General features: G+C 37.7%; 13 protein-coding genes. 10 read left to right on the top strand and 3 right to left on the bottom strand.

The window, feature by feature from the left end:
• Nucleotides 1-18: 18 nt before the first annotated feature.
• Nucleotides 19-801 carry a pimeloyl-ACP methyl ester esterase BioH gene (gene bioH / locus AC3Z9T_RS18280; protein WP_490127525.1) on the bottom strand — a complete coding sequence of 261 codons (783 nt, stop codon included), beginning with the start codon at nt 799-801 and terminating at the stop codon, nt 19-21.
• A gap of 33 nt (nt 802-834) precedes the next feature.
• Between bioH and AC3Z9T_RS18275 the strand changes: the two genes are divergently transcribed.
• The 7 genes from AC3Z9T_RS18275 (at nt 835) to AC3Z9T_RS18245 (ending at nt 7,957) form a co-directional block, all read left to right on the top strand.
• Nucleotides 835-1,518: a phosphoribosyltransferase family protein gene (locus AC3Z9T_RS18275; protein WP_490127524.1), complete on the top strand. Its 684-nt coding sequence runs from the start codon at nt 835-837 to the stop codon at nt 1,516-1,518.
• A 65-nt stretch (nt 1,519-1,583) separates the two neighbouring features.
• Nucleotides 1,584-2,162 (top strand): Fe-S biogenesis protein NfuA, encoded by a 579-nt coding sequence (gene nfuA / locus AC3Z9T_RS18270; protein WP_490127523.1) that lies wholly within the window; start codon nt 1,584-1,586, stop codon nt 2,160-2,162.
• A gap of 176 nt (nt 2,163-2,338) precedes the next feature.
• Complete coding sequence (gene glpE / locus AC3Z9T_RS18265; protein WP_490127522.1) at nt 2,339-2,662, top strand: thiosulfate sulfurtransferase GlpE; 324 nt, start codon at nt 2,339-2,341, stop codon at nt 2,660-2,662.
• 16 nt (nt 2,663-2,678) lie between these two features.
• Entirely contained in the window at nt 2,679-3,524 is an 846-nt protein-coding gene (gene glpG, locus AC3Z9T_RS18260; protein WP_490127521.1) for a rhomboid family intramembrane serine protease GlpG, read from the top strand.
• Nucleotides 3,525-3,548: 24 nt separating this feature from the next.
• Nucleotides 3,549-4,307 carry a DeoR/GlpR family transcriptional regulator gene (locus AC3Z9T_RS18255; protein WP_490127520.1) on the top strand — a complete coding sequence of 253 codons (759 nt, stop codon included), beginning with the start codon at nt 3,549-3,551 and terminating at the stop codon, nt 4,305-4,307.
• Nucleotides 4,308-4,580: 273 nt separating this feature from the next.
• Nucleotides 4,581-6,089 (top strand): glycerol-3-phosphate dehydrogenase, encoded by a 1,509-nt coding sequence (glpD, locus tag AC3Z9T_RS18250; protein WP_490127519.1) that lies wholly within the window; start codon nt 4,581-4,583, stop codon nt 6,087-6,089.
• Between the two features lie 281 nt (nt 6,090-6,370).
• Nucleotides 6,371-7,957, top strand: coding sequence for an ATP-binding cassette domain-containing protein (locus AC3Z9T_RS18245; RefSeq protein ID WP_490127518.1), 1,587 nt, complete (start codon nt 6,371-6,373; stop codon nt 7,955-7,957).
• Nucleotides 7,958-8,042: 85 nt separating this feature from the next.
• Here the strand turns inward: AC3Z9T_RS18245 and AC3Z9T_RS18240 are convergent, their stop codons facing one another.
• Nucleotides 8,043-9,164 carry a porin gene (locus AC3Z9T_RS18240; protein WP_490127517.1) on the bottom strand — a complete coding sequence of 374 codons (1,122 nt, stop codon included), beginning with the start codon at nt 9,162-9,164 and terminating at the stop codon, nt 8,043-8,045.
• Nucleotides 9,165-10,063: 899 nt separating this feature from the next.
• Entirely contained in the window at nt 10,064-10,279 is a 216-nt protein-coding gene (locus AC3Z9T_RS18235) for a hypothetical protein (protein ID WP_490127516.1), read from the bottom strand.
• Nucleotides 10,280-11,252: 973 nt separating this feature from the next.
• Here AC3Z9T_RS18235 and AC3Z9T_RS18230 point away from each other — a divergent pair.
• The 3 genes from AC3Z9T_RS18230 (at nt 11,253) to AC3Z9T_RS18220 (ending at nt 18,839) form a co-directional block, all read left to right on the top strand.
• Complete coding sequence (locus AC3Z9T_RS18230) at nt 11,253-12,968, top strand: amidohydrolase (protein WP_490127515.1); 1,716 nt, start codon at nt 11,253-11,255, stop codon at nt 12,966-12,968.
• A gap of 532 nt (nt 12,969-13,500) precedes the next feature.
• Entirely contained in the window at nt 13,501-13,746 is a 246-nt protein-coding gene (locus tag AC3Z9T_RS18225) for an acyl carrier protein (RefSeq protein WP_490127514.1), read from the top strand.
• 893 nt (nt 13,747-14,639) lie between these two features.
• Nucleotides 14,640-18,839 carry an RHS repeat domain-containing protein gene (locus tag AC3Z9T_RS18220; RefSeq protein ID WP_490127513.1) on the top strand — a complete coding sequence of 1,400 codons (4,200 nt, stop codon included), beginning with the start codon at nt 14,640-14,642 and terminating at the stop codon, nt 18,837-18,839.
• Nucleotides 18,840-18,867 lie beyond the last annotated feature (28 nt).

Genomic DNA, 18,867 nt, shown 5'->3' with positions numbered 1-18,867 from the left:
AGTACTGTTCTCTGTTATTTATGACTCATCTAGACGAGCCAAAAAATCCAATACATATTCACAAAACTCATCTGGATGAGAAATAAAAGGCGCATGAGCGCTGTGGCGCATCACTACTGAAGGCGAGTTAGGGTACATTTCATCCAGTAGGGTGGCGACCTTACGGGGTACTAAGCCATCCAAGTAACCATAAACACGCAAAAATGGCACCGTAAGACTTTTTAGCTCTTCACGTAAATCCACAACACGCAAAATTTCTAAACCTGCATTCAAGATATCAACTTTGGGCATCGGTTGTTCTAACACGACTGACTTGAGTAATCTTGCATCATTACGCGCACTTTCAGTTCCTAACGTTTGTAACGCTAAGAATCGTTCAACAGTACGTTGAAAATCCGTCGCAAGTTGCTTTTCAAAGCCTAATAGCACCTCTGATTTGATCCCCGGCCAAATATGCTCATACGCCTGAAAACGCGGTGATGATGCAACCGTAATCAGCCCTTTCACCTGAGCAAAATGATCAAGAGCAATACGACTCGCCAGCAAGCCACCAAGTGACCATCCTAACCAAATGGCATGTTTAGGTGCTTGCTGCCACACGGTGTTAGCCATAGATTGCACGTCCATCGCGTCAAAACCTTGGCTACGTCCATAACCAGGTAAGTCAACTAAATGCAAACGGAAATGCGATGCTAATCGAGGAATAATGGATCGCCAGACCTCTGCATTCAAGCCCCATCCGTGCAGCAGCACAAGATCTTGAGAACCCTCTCCAATTGTTTCCCAATACAGCTGTGTCATGGTTACACTCTCTTTTTTCACAGGAATATGCTTATGCTAACAATGCAAGGTGCCTGTTGGCTATGCCTACAGGCTTTAAAATTAGCTCATCACGGCATTTGTTCTTTTTGCCTCAAAAAGCTACCATCAATGCCAAACTGCTGCCTTTGTTGTGGGCTGCCTATTGAGCATAGCAGCCTTACTTGTGGCCGTTGTTTACGGCACCCACCTGCATGGCATAGGTTAATTAGTGTTAGTCCTTATCAAGCGCCATTACGCAAGCTGATCCACCACTATAAATTTACCCCACAGCCTCAGTTAGCATTTGTGTTAGCAAGGGTATTCGTTTTGCATTGGCTTAAAGGTTATCGACAACATTTTTGGCACAAGCCTCAACGCCTAATCACCATCCCACCACACCCTAAACGATTGTGGATGAGAGGATTTGACCACATTGCCTTAATTGGTGAATATTTATCCGATTGGCTAAATATCCCCTATTCACAAAATTCATTATTGCGCACTCGTGATACACTGGCGCAGATAACATTAAAACGTCAGCACCGTCACCGTAATCTTAATGGCGCATTTACTTTAACCCATTCTGTTATAGGGCAACATATTGCTATTGTTGATGATGTACTGACAACAGGAGCCACCATGCAAACGGCAGCACAATTGCTGATTTGTGCGGGTGCACAGACTGTACAGGCTTGGACGATATGTCGCACCTTGTAGTATAGGGGTAAATGGGCGTATTATAACCAACTAATGCGGTCAACTATTATTAAATTGAGCAAATTATGATTAATATTACTGAAGCAGCACAGGCTCATTTTGCCAAATTGTTGGAAAACCAAGAGCCAGGCACCCAAATTCGCGTGTTCGTTATCAACCCGGGCACACCTTCTGCTGAGTGCGGCGTCTCTTATTGCCCACCAGATGCTGTTGAAGCGACTGATCAAGAGCTAAAATTCGAGCACTTATCAGCTTACGTTGATGAAATCAGCGCACCATTCCTAGATGATGCCGAAATTGATTTCGTGACTGACCAACTCGGCTCACAACTGACACTCAAAGCACCTAACGCTAAAATGCGTAAAGTCTCTGATGATGCTCCGCTAATCGAACGTGTTGAGTATGTCTTACAATCACAGATCAACCCACAATTAGCTAGCCATGGTGGTCGTGTTTCACTGATGGAAATCACTGATGAAGGCTTTGCTATTTTGCAATTCGGTGGTGGTTGTAACGGCTGTTCAATGGTCGATGTAACGTTAAAAGAAGGGATCGAAAAAGAACTTCTGAAAATGTTCGAAGGCGAACTTAAAGGCGTGAAAGATCTGACTGAGCACCAACGTGGTGAACATTCATTCTACTAATTGCTGAGCACAACCTCGTAATTTAATGACACAGGGCAAAGATAGGTTTCCTTTCTTTGCCATTGTTAAAGGAAAGCCAACAAACAGGTTTTCATCATTGACGTTAAGACTGCAACCAAACAACCTTTGTTCGTTACGGTCTGAGTGCCCTTTATTATCTGACTATTCGGTATTTTATGGAACAATTTGAGACACTCACCCCTGCACAGGCATACCAACATTGGGTCGATGGCTCCGCAGTATTAGTGGACGTTCGTGACCCGCAAAGTTTCCGAGCTGGACACGCTAGCGGTGCCTATCATTTAACCAATGAAACCCTGAGCACATTCCTAGAACAAACTGACTATGAACAAACTGTCATGGTCATGTGTTATCACGGTCACAGTAGCCAAGGGGCTGCGCAATATCTTATCAATATCGGCTTCGAATCCGTTTATAGCATAAACGGTGGCTTCGAGGCTTGGTTAAGGGAATATCCACAAGCCGTAACGGCCCTCTAAGCGAGAAGCACTTTTCATGATCCATGTTGTTTCCTTCGAAAACCCAAGAGTCGCTCAGGCATTTGTCGATTATATGGCAAGCCAACATATCCAATTAAAAATTCATACGGTTCCTGAGCAGCAGCAAGTTGAAATTTGGCTCGATGATGAAACACAAGTTGAGCAAGTACGCCACGAACTTGAGCTATTTTTGCAAAATCCAACTGATCCACGTTATACCGAAGCCAGTTGGCAAACGGGTACAACACATACTGGCTTTAAGTATCGTAATCATCTCACATTAGATTACTTAAAAGCACAATCAGGGCCATTAACCCTTGCAGTTATGTTAATTTGTGTGGGTATATATCTATGGTTATCGATGACTCAACATCTTGATGTGTTGCGTTACCTTGCATGGCCTAGAGAAGGGCAACAATTCGAATTATGGCGCTGGTTTAGCCCTGCTTTCGTACAGTTTTCCCTTTCTCAACTAGGGTTTAACCTCGTATTATGGTGGTATTTAGCAAGCCAAGTTGAACGTAGACTTGGAACTGGCAAACTCCTGACCGTCTTTCTAGTATCGGCTCTGTTCTGTAATTGGGGTCAATCCATTTATAGTGAATCGAACTTTGGTGGGCTATCTGGTGTCGTTTACGCATTAATCAGCTATGTTTGGTTAACGGGTGAACGCCAACCTGAAAAAGATGTTAGCGCACCGCGTGGTTTAATGATTTTTGTTATTGTCTGGCTCTTTTTGGGCAACTTAGGTATTTTAGGCACTGATATTGCCAATGCCGCACATATATCAGGGTTAATTATCGGCTTATTAATGGGATTATGGGATAATCGCCATACTTTCAAACACCAGAGATCCAGATAAAAATAATATACAGAGGCTAACACCGTGAAACAGACCCAGAGACATGATGCAATCATCGAGCTCGTTCGCCTTCAAGGCTATGTAAGCACTGAAGAGCTTGTCGAACATTTCGAGGTTAGCCCTCAGACTATCCGTCGTGACCTCAATGATCTCGCTGAACAAAATAAAATCCAGCGCCACCATGGTGGTGCTGCGCTGCCATCGAGCTCAGTCAATGCGGCTTATAACGACCGTAAGATTATGTGGTCAGATGAAAAAGCGCGTATCGCACAACGTGTTGCTAGCCAAATCCCAGACGGCGCGACACTGTTTATTGATATAGGCACCACACCTGAAGCAGTCGCCCATGCATTGGTTAATCATAAAAACCTACGTGTGGTCACTAACAACCTAAACGTTGCAACGCTATTGATGGCAAAAGAAGACTTCCGCCTGATCCTCGCGGGTGGTGAAGTTCGCTCACGCGATGGTGGTATTGTTGGCGAAGCGACCTTAGACTTTATTTCTCAATTTAGGCTCGATTACGGCATTTTAGGGATCAGCGGCATTGATATGGACGGCTCTTTACTTGAGTTCGATTACCATGAAGTACGCACCAAACGAGCCATTATTGAAAACTCACGTTGCGTGATGTTAGTCACTGACCATTCAAAATTTGGCCGCAATGCGATGGTTAACCTCGGTAACATGAACCTTATCGACTACTTATTCACCGATAAGCAACCACCAGATAGTATTCAAAAAGTCATTGAACAACATAATGTCCAATTAGAACTTTGCTAATCCTTTGAGATGGTAGGCTCTCTATCATCTCATCATTTCCCCCTTATCTCCATTTGTTGCTCTCCTAATGACGATCGCTCGTTAATGTTCGAACATGTTCATTCATTCAAAATAGACTTATAATTTTTGTGGTTATTGAAAAAAAATTGTTACCTTTATCACGCAGTTGTTGTTTTTTGTCGCTAAATAGTTGGCATATTAATCGATTTTGATTACAATGAATGAGCGAAAACGAACATTATAGAAAGTGTTTCGAACATCTCAGGGGGATGCATGGAAACTAAAGACTTGATTGTAATCGGCGGCGGTATCAACGGCGCTGGTATTGCGGCAGATGCCGCTGGCCGTGGACTATCTGTATTGCTGCTTGAGGCTCAAGACTTAGCCAGTGCAACTTCATCTGCGAGTTCAAAACTGATCCATGGTGGTTTGCGTTATTTGGAACACTATGAGTTCCGCCTAGTCAGCGAAGCACTGGCTGAGCGTGAAGTCCTGTTAAAATTGGCACCACACATTGCATTTCCAATGCGTTTCCGTCTGCCACATCAGCCTCACCTTCGCCCAGCTTGGATGATCCGTATTGGCTTGTTCCTATATGACCATTTGGGTAAACGTACTAGTCTGCCAAGTAGTAAAGGGTTAAAATTCGGCCAAAATTCTGTGTTAAAACCAGAACTTAATAAAGGTTTTGAATACTCAGATTGCTGGGTTGATGATGCTCGTTTAGTGGTATTAAACGCTCAAGAAGTGGTCCGTAAGCAAGGTGAGGTTCGTACTCGGACTAAAGTCACTCGTGCATATCGTGAAGATGGCCTTTGGGTTGTCGAAGCTGAAGATCTGCGCACTGGCGAAAAAGAAACCTGGAAAGCAAAAGGTCTTGTGAACGCAACTGGCCCATGGGTAAAAGAGTTCTTTGATGATGGCTTAAAACTCAAATCACCTTATGGCATTCGCTTGATCAAAGGTAGTCATATTGTGGTACCACGTGCTCACGACGAACCACAAGCGTATATTTTACAAAACGAAGACAACCGTATTGTTTTCGTCATTCCTTGGATGGATGAGTTTTCTATCATTGGTACCACCGATGTTGAATACAAAGGTGACCCGAAAGATGTCCACATCGATGATAATGAAGTGAATTATCTGTTGAAAGTCTACAATGATCACTTCAAGAAACAATTAACTAAAGATGACATTGTTTGGGATTACTCAGGGGTTCGCCCGCTATGTGATGATGAGTCAGACTCACCTCAAGCAATCACTCGTGATTACACATTAGATATTCACGATGAGAATGGCAAAGCACCATTATTATCTGTTTTCGGTGGTAAATTAACCACTTACCGTAAACTTGCAGAAGCGGCAGTGGGCAAACTTGCTCATTACTACCCAAATGCAGGCACGGCATGGACAAAAAATGGTGTGCTACCGGGCGGTGATATCGAAGGCTGTGATCGTGACGGCTATGCACGCCTACTGCGCCAGCACTATAGCTGGTTACCTGAAGGGATAGCACTACGTTTTGCGAGAACCTATGGTAGTCAAAGCAAACTGATCCTTGAAGGTGCAAATTCCCTCAGTGATCTTGGCGAAGCATTTGGCCATAACGTCTACGAAGCAGAACTGCGCTATCTTGTTGAACATGAATGGGTCACTGAATTAGATGATGCCATTTGGCGTCGTACCAAATTGGGCATGTGGCTGAATGAAAGTGAAAAACAGCGCATCGCACAATGGTTGGCAGAGCATTTGAAAGCGGCTCAGTCGACTGCAATCTAGCCATAAAAATCTCGTTGGCAATGCACCAAAACCAGTTAGTGTTGAACTAACTGGTTTTTACTTAATTAATATTTGCCTAAACGAGTAGAGTTTGCTTAAATATTTAAATCGCTTTTTCACTTTAAGGTATCCCCCGACGATGATTTGAGATCTGCCAGAAAATGTTCACAAATACCCAATCAGGTATTTCTTTTTCTGTTTTTGGCAGACAATGGTCGTCACTCGCTTTTCTCCCTAAGAGATAATCCAACGTTGTCTGCCCCTGTTCTCAGGAGGTACACATGACTGTTGCGTGTCATTTCTCACAACTTAGTATTGAATTTAGCCAAACCACTCTGTTTTCTCATTTGAGTGGAACCTTGTTATGCCAAAAAAACGCGCTCATTGGCAATAATGGTAAAGGCAAGTCCGTTTTAATGCGTCTGCTCGCAGAGCAAATAACGCCAACATCTGGCCATATAAAGTGGATGATGCCTTTTATCCATGTCGACCAATTAACCCGATTGCAAGGCAATTCGATTGCTGATGCATTAGGTATTAGTCAGCTCACCAACACATTTGCACGGGTTAACGCAGGCCACCCGACGATGGATGATTTGGTTCTATTAGAGGATAAATGGCATTTACCCGCCAAATGGCAAAGCCTATTAGATTCAGCCAAGCTACCCGTTACACTAGATACGCCAATTAATCATCTTAGTGGTGGCGAACGCACACGACTTGCCTTATGTCGTGCCTTTTTAAATAAAAATCATTTTTTATTATTAGATGAACCGGATAACCATTTGGATCATGATGGGCGTCAGTGGCTAAGCGAAAAACTCACAGAACATAGTGCAGGTTCATTAGTGATCACCCATAACCGCGCTTTATTGGCACATATGCACACCCTTTTTGAATTAACCGATAAGGGGTTACATGAATATGGGGGTGGCTATGCGCTGTATGAAGAACAAAAAAGCTTTGCAACCGCGGCAATTGAAGCTAAAACCGAACGACTAGGTAACCAAATTCGCCAAGAAAAACGCCAACAACAAACAACACTGCAAAAAGCCGAACAGCGCCGAAAACAAGGTGAGAAAGTTCGCTATAGCGGCTCACAATCGTTATTACTACTTGATATGAAAACCAATCGAGCACAAAAAAGGCAATCAAACGTTGCGGAGCGCCATCAAAGAGTAATGGGTGATTTGCAACAGCAGCAACAAGAAGCTCAAGATCAACTTATCCATACTAAACAGCAAAAAATGACACTGAATTACCAAGCCGATGGGAAAAAAGTGACTGTTTTTGCCTCTGAGCTACAGCTGCCTTACGGTCATACAGAACCTTTATCATTTACTGCCTATACAGGAGAGCATTGGCATATTAAAGGCCATAATGGCAGTGGAAAATCAACGCTCTTGAAAACCCTTGCAGGAAAAATATCTGCACTAACAGGTGAATATCGTATCAGTCCAATGTTCTGCTATCTCGATCAACACCTAAATTTGTTGGATAAAAGCCTACCTGTCGCCGAAGCATTACAGCGTTATCAGCCTGCATTTACCGTTGAACAATGGCGAACTCAACTTGGTATGTTAAGAATTCGAGGCGATAAATCCCTACAGCCTCTCCATCAACTCAGTGGTGGCGAGCAACTAAAGGCAACACTATTGGCACTGACAAATAGCCCAACGCCGCCCGCGGTTTTGCTATTAGATGAGCCAGACAATCACCTTGATATTGATTCAAAGACATTACTGGAAAGATTATTGCGTGATTACCAAGGCACATTACTGCTGGTTTCACATGATGAAGTGTTTGTTGAGCAGTGTGGGATAACTCATACCCTTTGTTTAGTAAAATCTACCGATACTCTCGATTAGAATAAACTGCTCCCATAAAGAATATAAAATAAATTTTGCTAAAAAGCAGGATACATATCTCGCTTTTTAGCAAAGATAGTATTTATTAAAATTGATATACTAAGCCAAGACCAAGTACATTATCTGTATTGATACCATACTCTTTGGTGAACTCGTTGTTTTTTAGCAAATTAATTTTGTAGTCAACAACTGCTGATATATTTTTATTAAAACTGTAGAAAGAGGCTAAAGAAATATATTTAATCAAATCTTCATTATCATAGCCATTACCTAAATTTTTACCTTTAGATTGACTATAGCCAATAGATGGCTTCAGACCATTATCGAATTGGTATTGAGCAACTAGTTCTATATTTTCAGTTTTATTAGCGATTAAATCCAAATCACCATAGCGAGTTGTATTTAATGTTTCACCATACATAGCTGCTAGATAAATATTATTTGCATCAAATTTACCACCGACGTTCCAAGCCTGAGCGCGACTACCTGTTGCACTATAATAGTTAACTCCATTAGAAACTACCGAGTGAGATTGTTGGCTCGGTGTACGTGAGGAACTTGAGTACCCTCCCCCTACCGTTAATCCCCAACCAAGATCATAGGCAGTAGAAAAACCGAAACCATCGCCATTACTATCTTTAGGTATACCTGTACCTGACTTATTATTATCGCCATTTTTACCTTGATATTGCAGAGCAAAACTTAACCCATCAATATAACCAAACCCATTATTATTACGGTAGGTTAACAAATTACGACCACGTTTAGTCATAAAATTATCCGTTTGGGCCATGGTATCAGCACCCCAATGAGGAAGTACATCTGTCCATGCATTTGTGTCATAGATAACACCGTAGTTTCGACCGTAATCTATCGAGCCAAAATCAGCAAATTTTAAACCGACATAGGCTAAGCGATTTTTATTTTCATTATTAGCTTCAGATTTGTTAGTTTTAGTTTCCCATTCATAACGCCCGAAACCAGTTAATTTATCAGTGATTTGAGTATCACCTTTTAAACCTAAACGGACGCGAGAATCATCACCATCTTCACTCTTTTCACCACTACTATTGGAGAGATAATGGCGTACATCAATTTTTCCGTAAACATCTAGTTTATTACCATCTTTATTATAAACTTCAGCAGCATTGGCTGCATCTGCTGCTAATAAAGCAGTGATGATCATTGTCAAGATACTGTATTTCATTATTAGGTTCTCACATATTAGATTGATTCTATTTTGGTACTTTTGAATTTGAAACTTTAACTCTCATAAGTTCTGAAACTATTATCAATTAACTCCAATTCTCAGATCAAGTTTTATTTCAAAAAATTGAAATTTTGTGATCTTAAAAACCATAAAACAAACAAAATGCAGATGAAATCACCCAAAGTAAAGCAAGAAACAGAACAATGCACTAATGAAGGCTTGCGATTTAAAACAACATTACCGCAAGCATTTATTGAAGTATCACGAATGCTACCTTAGGTAAGATAAAATTACTGATTAATATCGAAACCTCAACTGAGGTATTATCTATGTTGAGAATGACCTTATAGAACTTCTATATAGCCTTTATTTAACGGTAGAACACTCTATGTATCTCTAATTATTACCTAAAATAGTTCATAGCTTATACATATTTAAGGCTACTAAGCTCACATTTTATTTGAGGATAAACAACAGCCTTTTCCACATAATGATCACTAAAATAGTTTATACTTTCGATATAGATATGTATAAAAAATCAATTGTTAATAACTTAATACAATAAGAAACATGGCTCATATTGATGGTAAAGTATATTAACTAGTTAAGCTATCCAATAAAGTTCTAGAAATGTTATGGGCATTAGCCGCCATTGAAGTTGAAGCTGAAGTTTGATTATTCTTAGTAGAATCTGATAGTGTAACTAGCAAAGGAGTAGTAACTAGCGTAATTTTTATTAATAAACGCTGAAAATGATTGGAATGTTTTCTGTTCATTGCTATTTTTTAATCTAGTTTTTTTAGTTCGCTTAATATTCAAATGATAATGTTAGCTGTTTTAGAGTTAACAACGAAAAACGAAAAACCATAATTAGTCGCTTTTCGTTGTATTTGATTTTACTTAATCAGTTTAGCAGTAACGTAGGAATAATCCCCCATTCTAGCGCTAGTTATTTCATAAGATACTCCTAATTTTTCAGCTTCCTGAGCAATCTTACTTTCAGCTTCTCCCATTGTACTTCCCCATGCAGATATAGTATTTCCCGCAGCAAGGCTAGAAAATGATGCTAATCCCAAAATAGAAATTGCGATAAGTTTAAAAATATTTTTCATAATAGTTCCTTTTCTATGTTTGTTCAAAAACGAGATTGCCGTCACAAAATGATAATTGTTTTTTGTAACAAAATGCAAGCAAAAGTAAAATTTTTAGTTTTAATGTTTAATTTTTAATCTATTGATGACTAAAAATAGCTTTATACAATACCTATTTCGACCAAGCAGAATGAGTCATAAAATCGAGTAATTCATTATGCACTCTATTTTCTTGACATACATTAACGGCGGTTCTAACTAGCTATATTAGCTAGAAATTAAGCAATATTCTTAATTCAATTTTCGCTGCTAACTTTCTAGAATATTAATATTCAACATACTCATTATCAACAAGAAATTATTATCTCTTTCAGAGCATGCCACTAGATGTATTTTATATTATCCAATTTCACCTCACTGAATTTAAAAGATCTTGTATTAACAAATTAAATCGGATTGTACTAACCGTTAATTAAACGAATCATTAATAAATTCTAAAAAACACCCACTTCAAGATTGTTATTAAAAATATTTAACTTGTTAAATTTTTGTTAATTATTTATTTGGCAGTGGATACTTTTCAAGAATCAATATTGACAGAAACAAACTAGAATCAACAAATTTTAATATTCATATTAAAAAGTTTATGTAAGCACCAATACTAAAAGTGATTGCAAATCTATTTTCATCACGGACCAGTTAACTTATTGACCAACCTTACAAATATAACTGACAAAGCATGATGATCCCCTCCTAAATAAAGTCATTCACACCAATTAAAATGGTTTTTATAGGTTAATCTTTCATAAACAAATAATAAACAAGATTCATGAACTGGTTGAGGTGTCGGTGGCAAGTTGAATATATTGAAAAGGAGAATTTTTCTGGATTATTAATTCATAAAGATTATTGGATAAGTTCCAGTCTTAGCATTTAAAAGATTGAACAAAATACATAGCAATAACTTGCAATATCTATCTTGTAAGGATAAAAAATGAAACAAAAAAAGCCATTATTTGCACTAATGTTTACAACAGCTCTTCTTAGTAATTCTGGGCTATCCTATGGGCTATCCGGAACACAGCTAGCAGATGTGATTGTAATCAATGGTGACATTCGTACTGTTGATCCTAAAAAACCTCGAGCTCAATCATTCGCTATACGTGATGGCAAATTTATTGCTGTTGGAAGCGAATTTTATGTCAAACAGCTACAAGGTAAAAACACAACGATTATTGATGCGAAAGGACGCACGATTGTTCCTGGTTTTACTGATGCGCATACCCATTTATTAGGAGGAATAGATCTTACCTACGGAGTCGATCTTTATGATATTGCAGATCGCTCAGAATGGTTAAAAATAATATCTAAAAAGGATAAAGAACTGCCAGCAGGTGCTTGGATTGTTGGTGGGCGATGGGATGTCACTTTAACTGAAAACCAAGAGTTACCGACTCGTCAAGAATTAGATGCTGTGGTCAGTGAACGACCTATCGCCCTTCTTGATAGCGATTACCACTCTATGTGGCTTAATACCGCTGCATTGAAACAAATCAATGTCACAAAAGATACAATCTCACCTCCAGGGGGTGAAATTGTCAAAGATCCTAAAACAGGTGAACCTACTGGTATTTTAAAAGAAAATGCAATGGAGCTTGTTGCTGCAGCCTCTAGCTATAAAACCGCTCAGGCTCAATTACCAAAAACGGCTGCATTAAAAGATATAATTCACCATTTCAATAGTTTAGGAGTAACATCGGTTCATGATATGTGGGCTGGCGGGCTAGACACTTATCAAGAACTATTATCACAACCTTATTCTATGAGAGTTTGGTTTGGATTAATGGCTGATAGCTCTGATAAACAAGCTACACCGGAAAGTTTTAAACGATATGCTAAACAACGCGATGACATGAATAAGTTATCCCATAAGCAAGAAAGCTTATGGAAGCAAGGTCCTCAATTCAAATTCGGATATATTAAATATTTTGCTGACGGAGTATTATCAACTTATACCGCAGCATTAAATGAACCTTATTCTGACCGTCTAGATATACACGGTACCCCAATTCACACACAAGAAAAATTAAATAAGCTAGTTCAATTAGCCCATAATGAAAGATTTCCTGTTGCTATTCATGCAATTGGAGATAATGGTGTAGATATGGCTATGGCTTCTTTTATTAATTCGCCATCAAAAACTACACTACCAGATAGAATTGAACACATTGAAGTTGTAAATAAAGAGACAATTCCTAAATTCTCGCAATACAATGTCGTCGCTTCTATGCAGCCAAATCATGCAATCCATGGTAGCTATACTCCATCCAGATTAGGTGAGCCAAGGCTTGAGCGCAGTTATGCTTGGCAAACTTTATTAACTAGTGGAGTACAATTAGTTTTAGGAAGTGATTGGCCAACGGCAGTAGAAACACCAATGTTACAGTTAGGTGATGCCGTATTACGGGAGCGTGATGGTAAGCCTTGGCATGGAGAAAATGCACTCTCATTTGACGAAGCATTATATGCTTATACTCAGGCACCCGCTAATATTGCTGGGTGGGGAGATCAAATAGGTAGTATTAGCGTTGGTAAATGGGCTGATTTTGTCATTATAAATGGAACAGTAACGGATCCATTACCTCAAGACATTCGAAACTGGAAAATAAATCAAACATGGTTCGCCGGTAACAAAGTTTACCAAATGTAATACCTATACTCTAAATAATTCGAGTTGCAGGTAGGCGACAAGTGAAGATAAACGGGGAGCATTGATAAACTATGTGACTCGGCTAGCTGAACGTAGTCAACCCTCCTGCAGCTTGAAGTATGATGAGTATAGAACTTTATTTGGGGTTTAGCTCATATATTGAGCTACCCATATCAAAATAGGATCAGTAAAAATATTAGAATTAAATTATTTATTATATCAGTAGAGTAATTTTTTAATATTATGATATTACATCATAATGTTTAATAAGAATTGGAAATTCTATTAATATAGTTTACCTTATTTATCCCTCTACTGAATATTGCTAATCAATAATTAAATTTAAAATAAAATTATTTAAATTAACCACCAATTAAAGCTAGTTTTATTTAATTAAATCTGAAAATAAAACACTAAGTTAAGATATTTTATCATAATTTATCTATTTTTTCAGGAATAGAAAACAAGCAGGAATTTTATTCTTAAGCGAAAAAAGCCATAAATTTATATCGAAAAGAGTAAGGAGAATGAAATGAATAGTCATATTTTCAAAGAGATAAAGGAAAAGATTTTTCTAATGAAAGATGTAAGTGAAGATAAGATATTCTATGAATCATTATTTTCAACACTAGATTTTGATAGTCTAGATTATGTTGAAATGCAAATTTTTATATTTAGTAATTATGGTGTCCGTATCGTAGATGAGTTTTTCTCTCAACAGAAAATAATATCTATCGAACAACTTGTTAATTACGTCAAAGAAAACATCAAAGTATAAAACCAGTTTTTAAATATAATATGAATAGGTATATATTAGATTCTTGGCATGCCTGTATCCTTTACAAAAATGCTACAGATACTAGTTGGGTTTGCCGTTTAATTTATTCCCATCAAAGGAAAGCATATATCCCTCTGGTGATTAAAAAAAACATGAATGCAGTACGGATAAGCTCTTTTACTATTAAAGAATTATCTAATCGATGCTATGTAAATGGATACCATCCATGCCATATTCAAATATCTATGCTAAAAGAGACGACCACTGGAGATCTTAAAAAAATACCTTTAACTGAAGATGAGATAGAGTTAATCCGACTTGTTACTTTTTCTGCTTCGTTAGATAGTTCAATCCTTCTTTCAGCAATTCCCTCTACGATTATTAATAATATATATCCTACTTTAAAAACAATACAGAGTCGCCAAAAAAATGTGACTAAAAGTGATATGCATCATCAAATAATGGAGCCCTATACTTGGCCACTTCCCTATAACTTACGTTCACTATCTCGCTCTAAAGATAATTAAACAGACTATTTTTGCAATCTTGAAAATACTCATAGTAGTAATCGTTTTTTATTTAAAGGGTGTTTTACACCGTAGGTATATCTCGCGTAAATGTTCGGGATGAAATGGGAAGAAGTTGCGTCTGGGGCTACAGTGTCACTGGGTGCTCATGGGCCAGTCCTTCGTAGACTGGTATATATGAAATGTGGTTAATCGATAATTATGGTACTGAGCATCAGTTTGTGATTTCTCTAGCTGATACAGAAAGAACACTGACTTTAAGTCGAGTGGGTGTCTGACTATATTTTTGAATATATGAAACAACCATTATAAATTTTTATTCATAATGGTTATTCCCCCTTAAATATATCAATGAGGATAATTAATATGGGTGAATTATACTCCAATGCATTTAATTTTAATTCATATCTTTCTGCCGGTGTTGACCCTAGGACAGGTCAATATTCTGCATCACTTAATTTAATTACATTATCACCTTTTAATATACAAGGCTCTTCTTATCTAATTAAATTATCATTTTCTATTTTTAATAATTTAAATAATGGATTTGGTACTGGATGGAATCTATCCTCAACTCGTTATGATCTTAAAAACCGCCTTCTGACAAGAAATAATGGAGAAAGCTTTAAAAGTGAGGTCGTTATACCAGGAAAAGAAGTTGTGTTTTTGGACAAAAAGCTCAATACTTTCCGTCTTCTATCACAAAGTCATAATCTCTTTTATTTATATAATAAAGATGGCACGGTTGAAACTCTACAAAAAGTTGCTCTCAACAGCGAATTATTAGTCACTACTGCTGTAACATTCGAAAATGGTGAATCTTATGATTTTATATATGGGCGATTTATTCTAGGTTCACCTTGCCTGACTGAAATTAGATATCGAAATACTGGAACTGTTATATTTCAATTAGATTACTTGAATCAAGTCTGTAGTCGTGCCAGATATCCCGATGATAATGGTAACATGCTGACAATACTATTTAAGTATAATAATAACCAACTTACTTATGTAAGTTTACCATTTTCTTCATTGGCTCTATCTGTTGGCTATAAATTTAACTATCAAACCTTGCAAAACACTTTTTTAGCAATAAGCCATTTTCATACACCAACCGGTTATTATGAGCAAGTTCAATATGATGCTACAGGAATGAGATTAACTAATACAAAAACAATTCCTTGCGTAACCATGCTTCATGCATTTCCCGGCAATGAACAACCTGCAATTATTAAAAATTATCAATATAGTCCCACATTTAATTTCACGGGCTTTTCCTCCGGTAGGAATCAAATTGATCCAGAGCAGGATAATTTATATCTTGTTACAGGTAATTATAATTATTCATCAACAGAAAATATTGTTGAGAATGGCAATATAGTTTCTAGTATTGAGCGAACATTTAATCGGTTTCATCTACTGATTTTAGAACAAAAAACCGAAGGCAATAAACGCCTAACTCGTCAATTTACCTATAATGAAACTACCGGTTTGAATTACTACTGGCAGCCCGCTAACCTACAACTGCTTGCCAGACAGGATACCATTTATACTGATTTAAGCTCTGGCGCATTTCGTCAAGAAAAAGAACTCTATCAAACAGATATATGGGGAAATACCTTACTCACTAGATACGTAGATGGAACTCAGGAAATTAATGAGTATTATCCTGCTGCGGGTGAAGAGGACAATTGTCCTGCCGATCCCCTAGGCTTCAGCCGTTTCTTAAAATCAACAATTAAAAAACCAGCTTACGGTAATGCACCCAACAAAATTGCTCATTATTTCTGGAAAAACATACCAACCTTTGAAGGCTCAGTAATAACAAAATATATCTGCCTCGATCGACATGAGCTTTTTGGTCTTCTAACTAAACGTTATAGTTATTTCAATTCTCCAGAACAACGTCAACACAGTTTATTGTCTCGTATAGATTCATCAATGAATAATCTCGAAACAATATCTACATTTGCATATCAATTTACGGATTCCACTATTAATTGTACAGAAACCACTATTGGCCACGATAGCGTACAAAAACAGTTTTCAACTACCACTGCGTTAATCTCAAAGCGAAAATTAAAAATCTTAGATGAAAATAACACAATGCTTGATTATCGCTATACGCCTGAAGGTTTACTCAGTGAAGAAATTATTGCTGCGGATACATATCAAGAAGTTAAGCGCTTATATACTTGGCAATATCCTTCTTCTACAGAGGGAAATCTTTGGCCAATCATGACGGAAACTACACCTGAAGGGATTAATCGTCGGATCCGGTTTGATGGAATGTCACGAATATGTTCAATTGAAGAACAGGATGATGATGCCATCCATTTATCAGAAAATTACACTGGAACTTATCGTGAAACACTTTCTCGACAATTTAATGTGCAAGGTTTAGTCACGAGCGAAACTAATACCGACTGGCTATGGGATTTATCGGCCTCAAATCAACAAAGGCAGCTAAGCCCCATCAAAGCCATAAAACACCACCTATATGATGGCTGGGGAGGGTTAATTAGCACTTCTTATAATGATGGACGGATCGAAGAAGATAGTTATGATCCAATATCCATGACTTCTCGACAATGCCAGCCAGGGCTAGGCATCATGATTAGCCAAAAAAATCTATTTGGCAAAATAGAAATAATAAATATGGTGAAGTCTGATAAAACAATATGCGCGAGTACATCATATGAATACGATGGCTTTGGCCGCAAAATAACAGAAATCAACAGTACTGGAGATATAACTCGTTATGAATTGGATATTTTTGATAGATTAGTGAGAACGACCCTGCCAGATGGCACAAGAATGGATTCAACATACGCCAGTTTTTCTGCTGACAAATTTACAACAGGCCTTTCAATAAATAACCACAAATTCGCGGAAGCCAGCTATGATGGTTTAGGAAGAGTAAGTAGTGACATTGTTGGCGGACGGATCACTCAATACGGTTATCACAGAGGGGAATCATTGCCAAATAAAATTATTACTTCTGATAATAATTATCAGTCTCGCCGCTATGAATATCTGCTAGGAGGAGTATTAAGCGACCTTCAAACACCACAAGTCAACCAACATTTTTCTTATTCCCAATTTACAGGCAAGCTAAAAAAAGCATCGGATGGACAACTCAAAAACATACTTGAATACTATCCTTCTGGTAAAATAAAAAATGAGCAACTCAATGAGGAAGAACATAATAAAAGCTCATGTGAATATAAATATTCTATGTTAGGAAAGTTACAGTATTACTGTGATGCACTGAGAAAAGAACATTTTTATGAATATGATGACTATGGTAGATTAAAACAATTCAAACAAGGTGGACAATCGGTAACTTATACTTACGATAACTTTAGTCGCCTAGAAAATATTCTCGTAGTTGGAGAAGATTCTACTCTGAATACAAATATTGGTTATGATGAGTTTAATCGTGAAATCCGTAGAGCATTTAGTACACAAGACTCTATGGAAATTTTAACACAATCTTATACTACAGAAGGTAAATTGAGTCGCCGTATACTAATACGGGATAATCTAATTTTAAATAATGAGCAATTTGAATATGACAGTAATGGTCGCCTACATCATTATTATTGCTCTGGTATAGAATCACCCAAGGATAGTAGTAAACGAAAGTTATTAGGTCAAACATATCATTATGATTATTTTGGAAATATCTGCAGAATGGAGAATTTATATTCATCTGGCTCTGAATCTATCCATTATGAATTTAATAAACTAGATCCTACACAACTTATATCTATTTCTGATCGGACTGGAGTTATTCATCTACAATATGATGAAAAAGGAAATCTGATTAGAGATGAGAAAAAACAAATCTTGATTTACGACAGTAAAAATAGATTGCTTGAAGTAAGAAGTCAAAGTAACCAATTAGTTTGCCGCTATCAATATGATGCTCAAGATAAACTGATTGCCCAATATCTCCCTGATGGCCAAATTAACCGCTATTATTATGCAAACCATCATATTTCTAATGCAGAAATCGGAAACAAAAAAATAACATGGTTTAATGATAGCACTTATAAATCTTTTGGTCATATGAGTGAAACCAGCCATCAAAAGAAGCAGTATCAATATGGGTTATTGACTAATGGGACACCTTGCCTAGTGCAATCTGGTGATGCTATTTCACATTTAAGCTATACACCATATGGTTTTCGCTGTTTATTTTCTAACAGCCCAGGCCAAACAGGGATACATATTGATCCAGTAACTGGCTGGTACTTTTTAGACAATGGCTATCGTGTATTTAACCCTACTCTGATGCGTTTCCATAGCCCTGATAGTTGGAGCCCATTTAATAAAGGTAACATTAACCCTTATATTTATAACCTAGGAGATCCTATAAATCGTATAGGTATTAATGGACATCCCAGTACATCAGATATTATTGGTATCACTTTTGACTCAATCAGCTTATTACTAGCCATTCGAGGGGCCACGACCGAGGCTAAGAATAACAATACAGACTTGAACAATTTTACCAGTTTAACCCGTATTTTGGCCTCAATACAAGACGTTAGCTTTTAGTTAAAGAGAACTTCCTCCTTAGGAGGAA

The sequence above is a fragment of the Providencia sp. 6390 genome (assembly GCF_058148425.1).
Note: the sequence above shows the minus strand (reverse complement) of the source record. Positions and strands in the feature narration are given on the sequence as shown.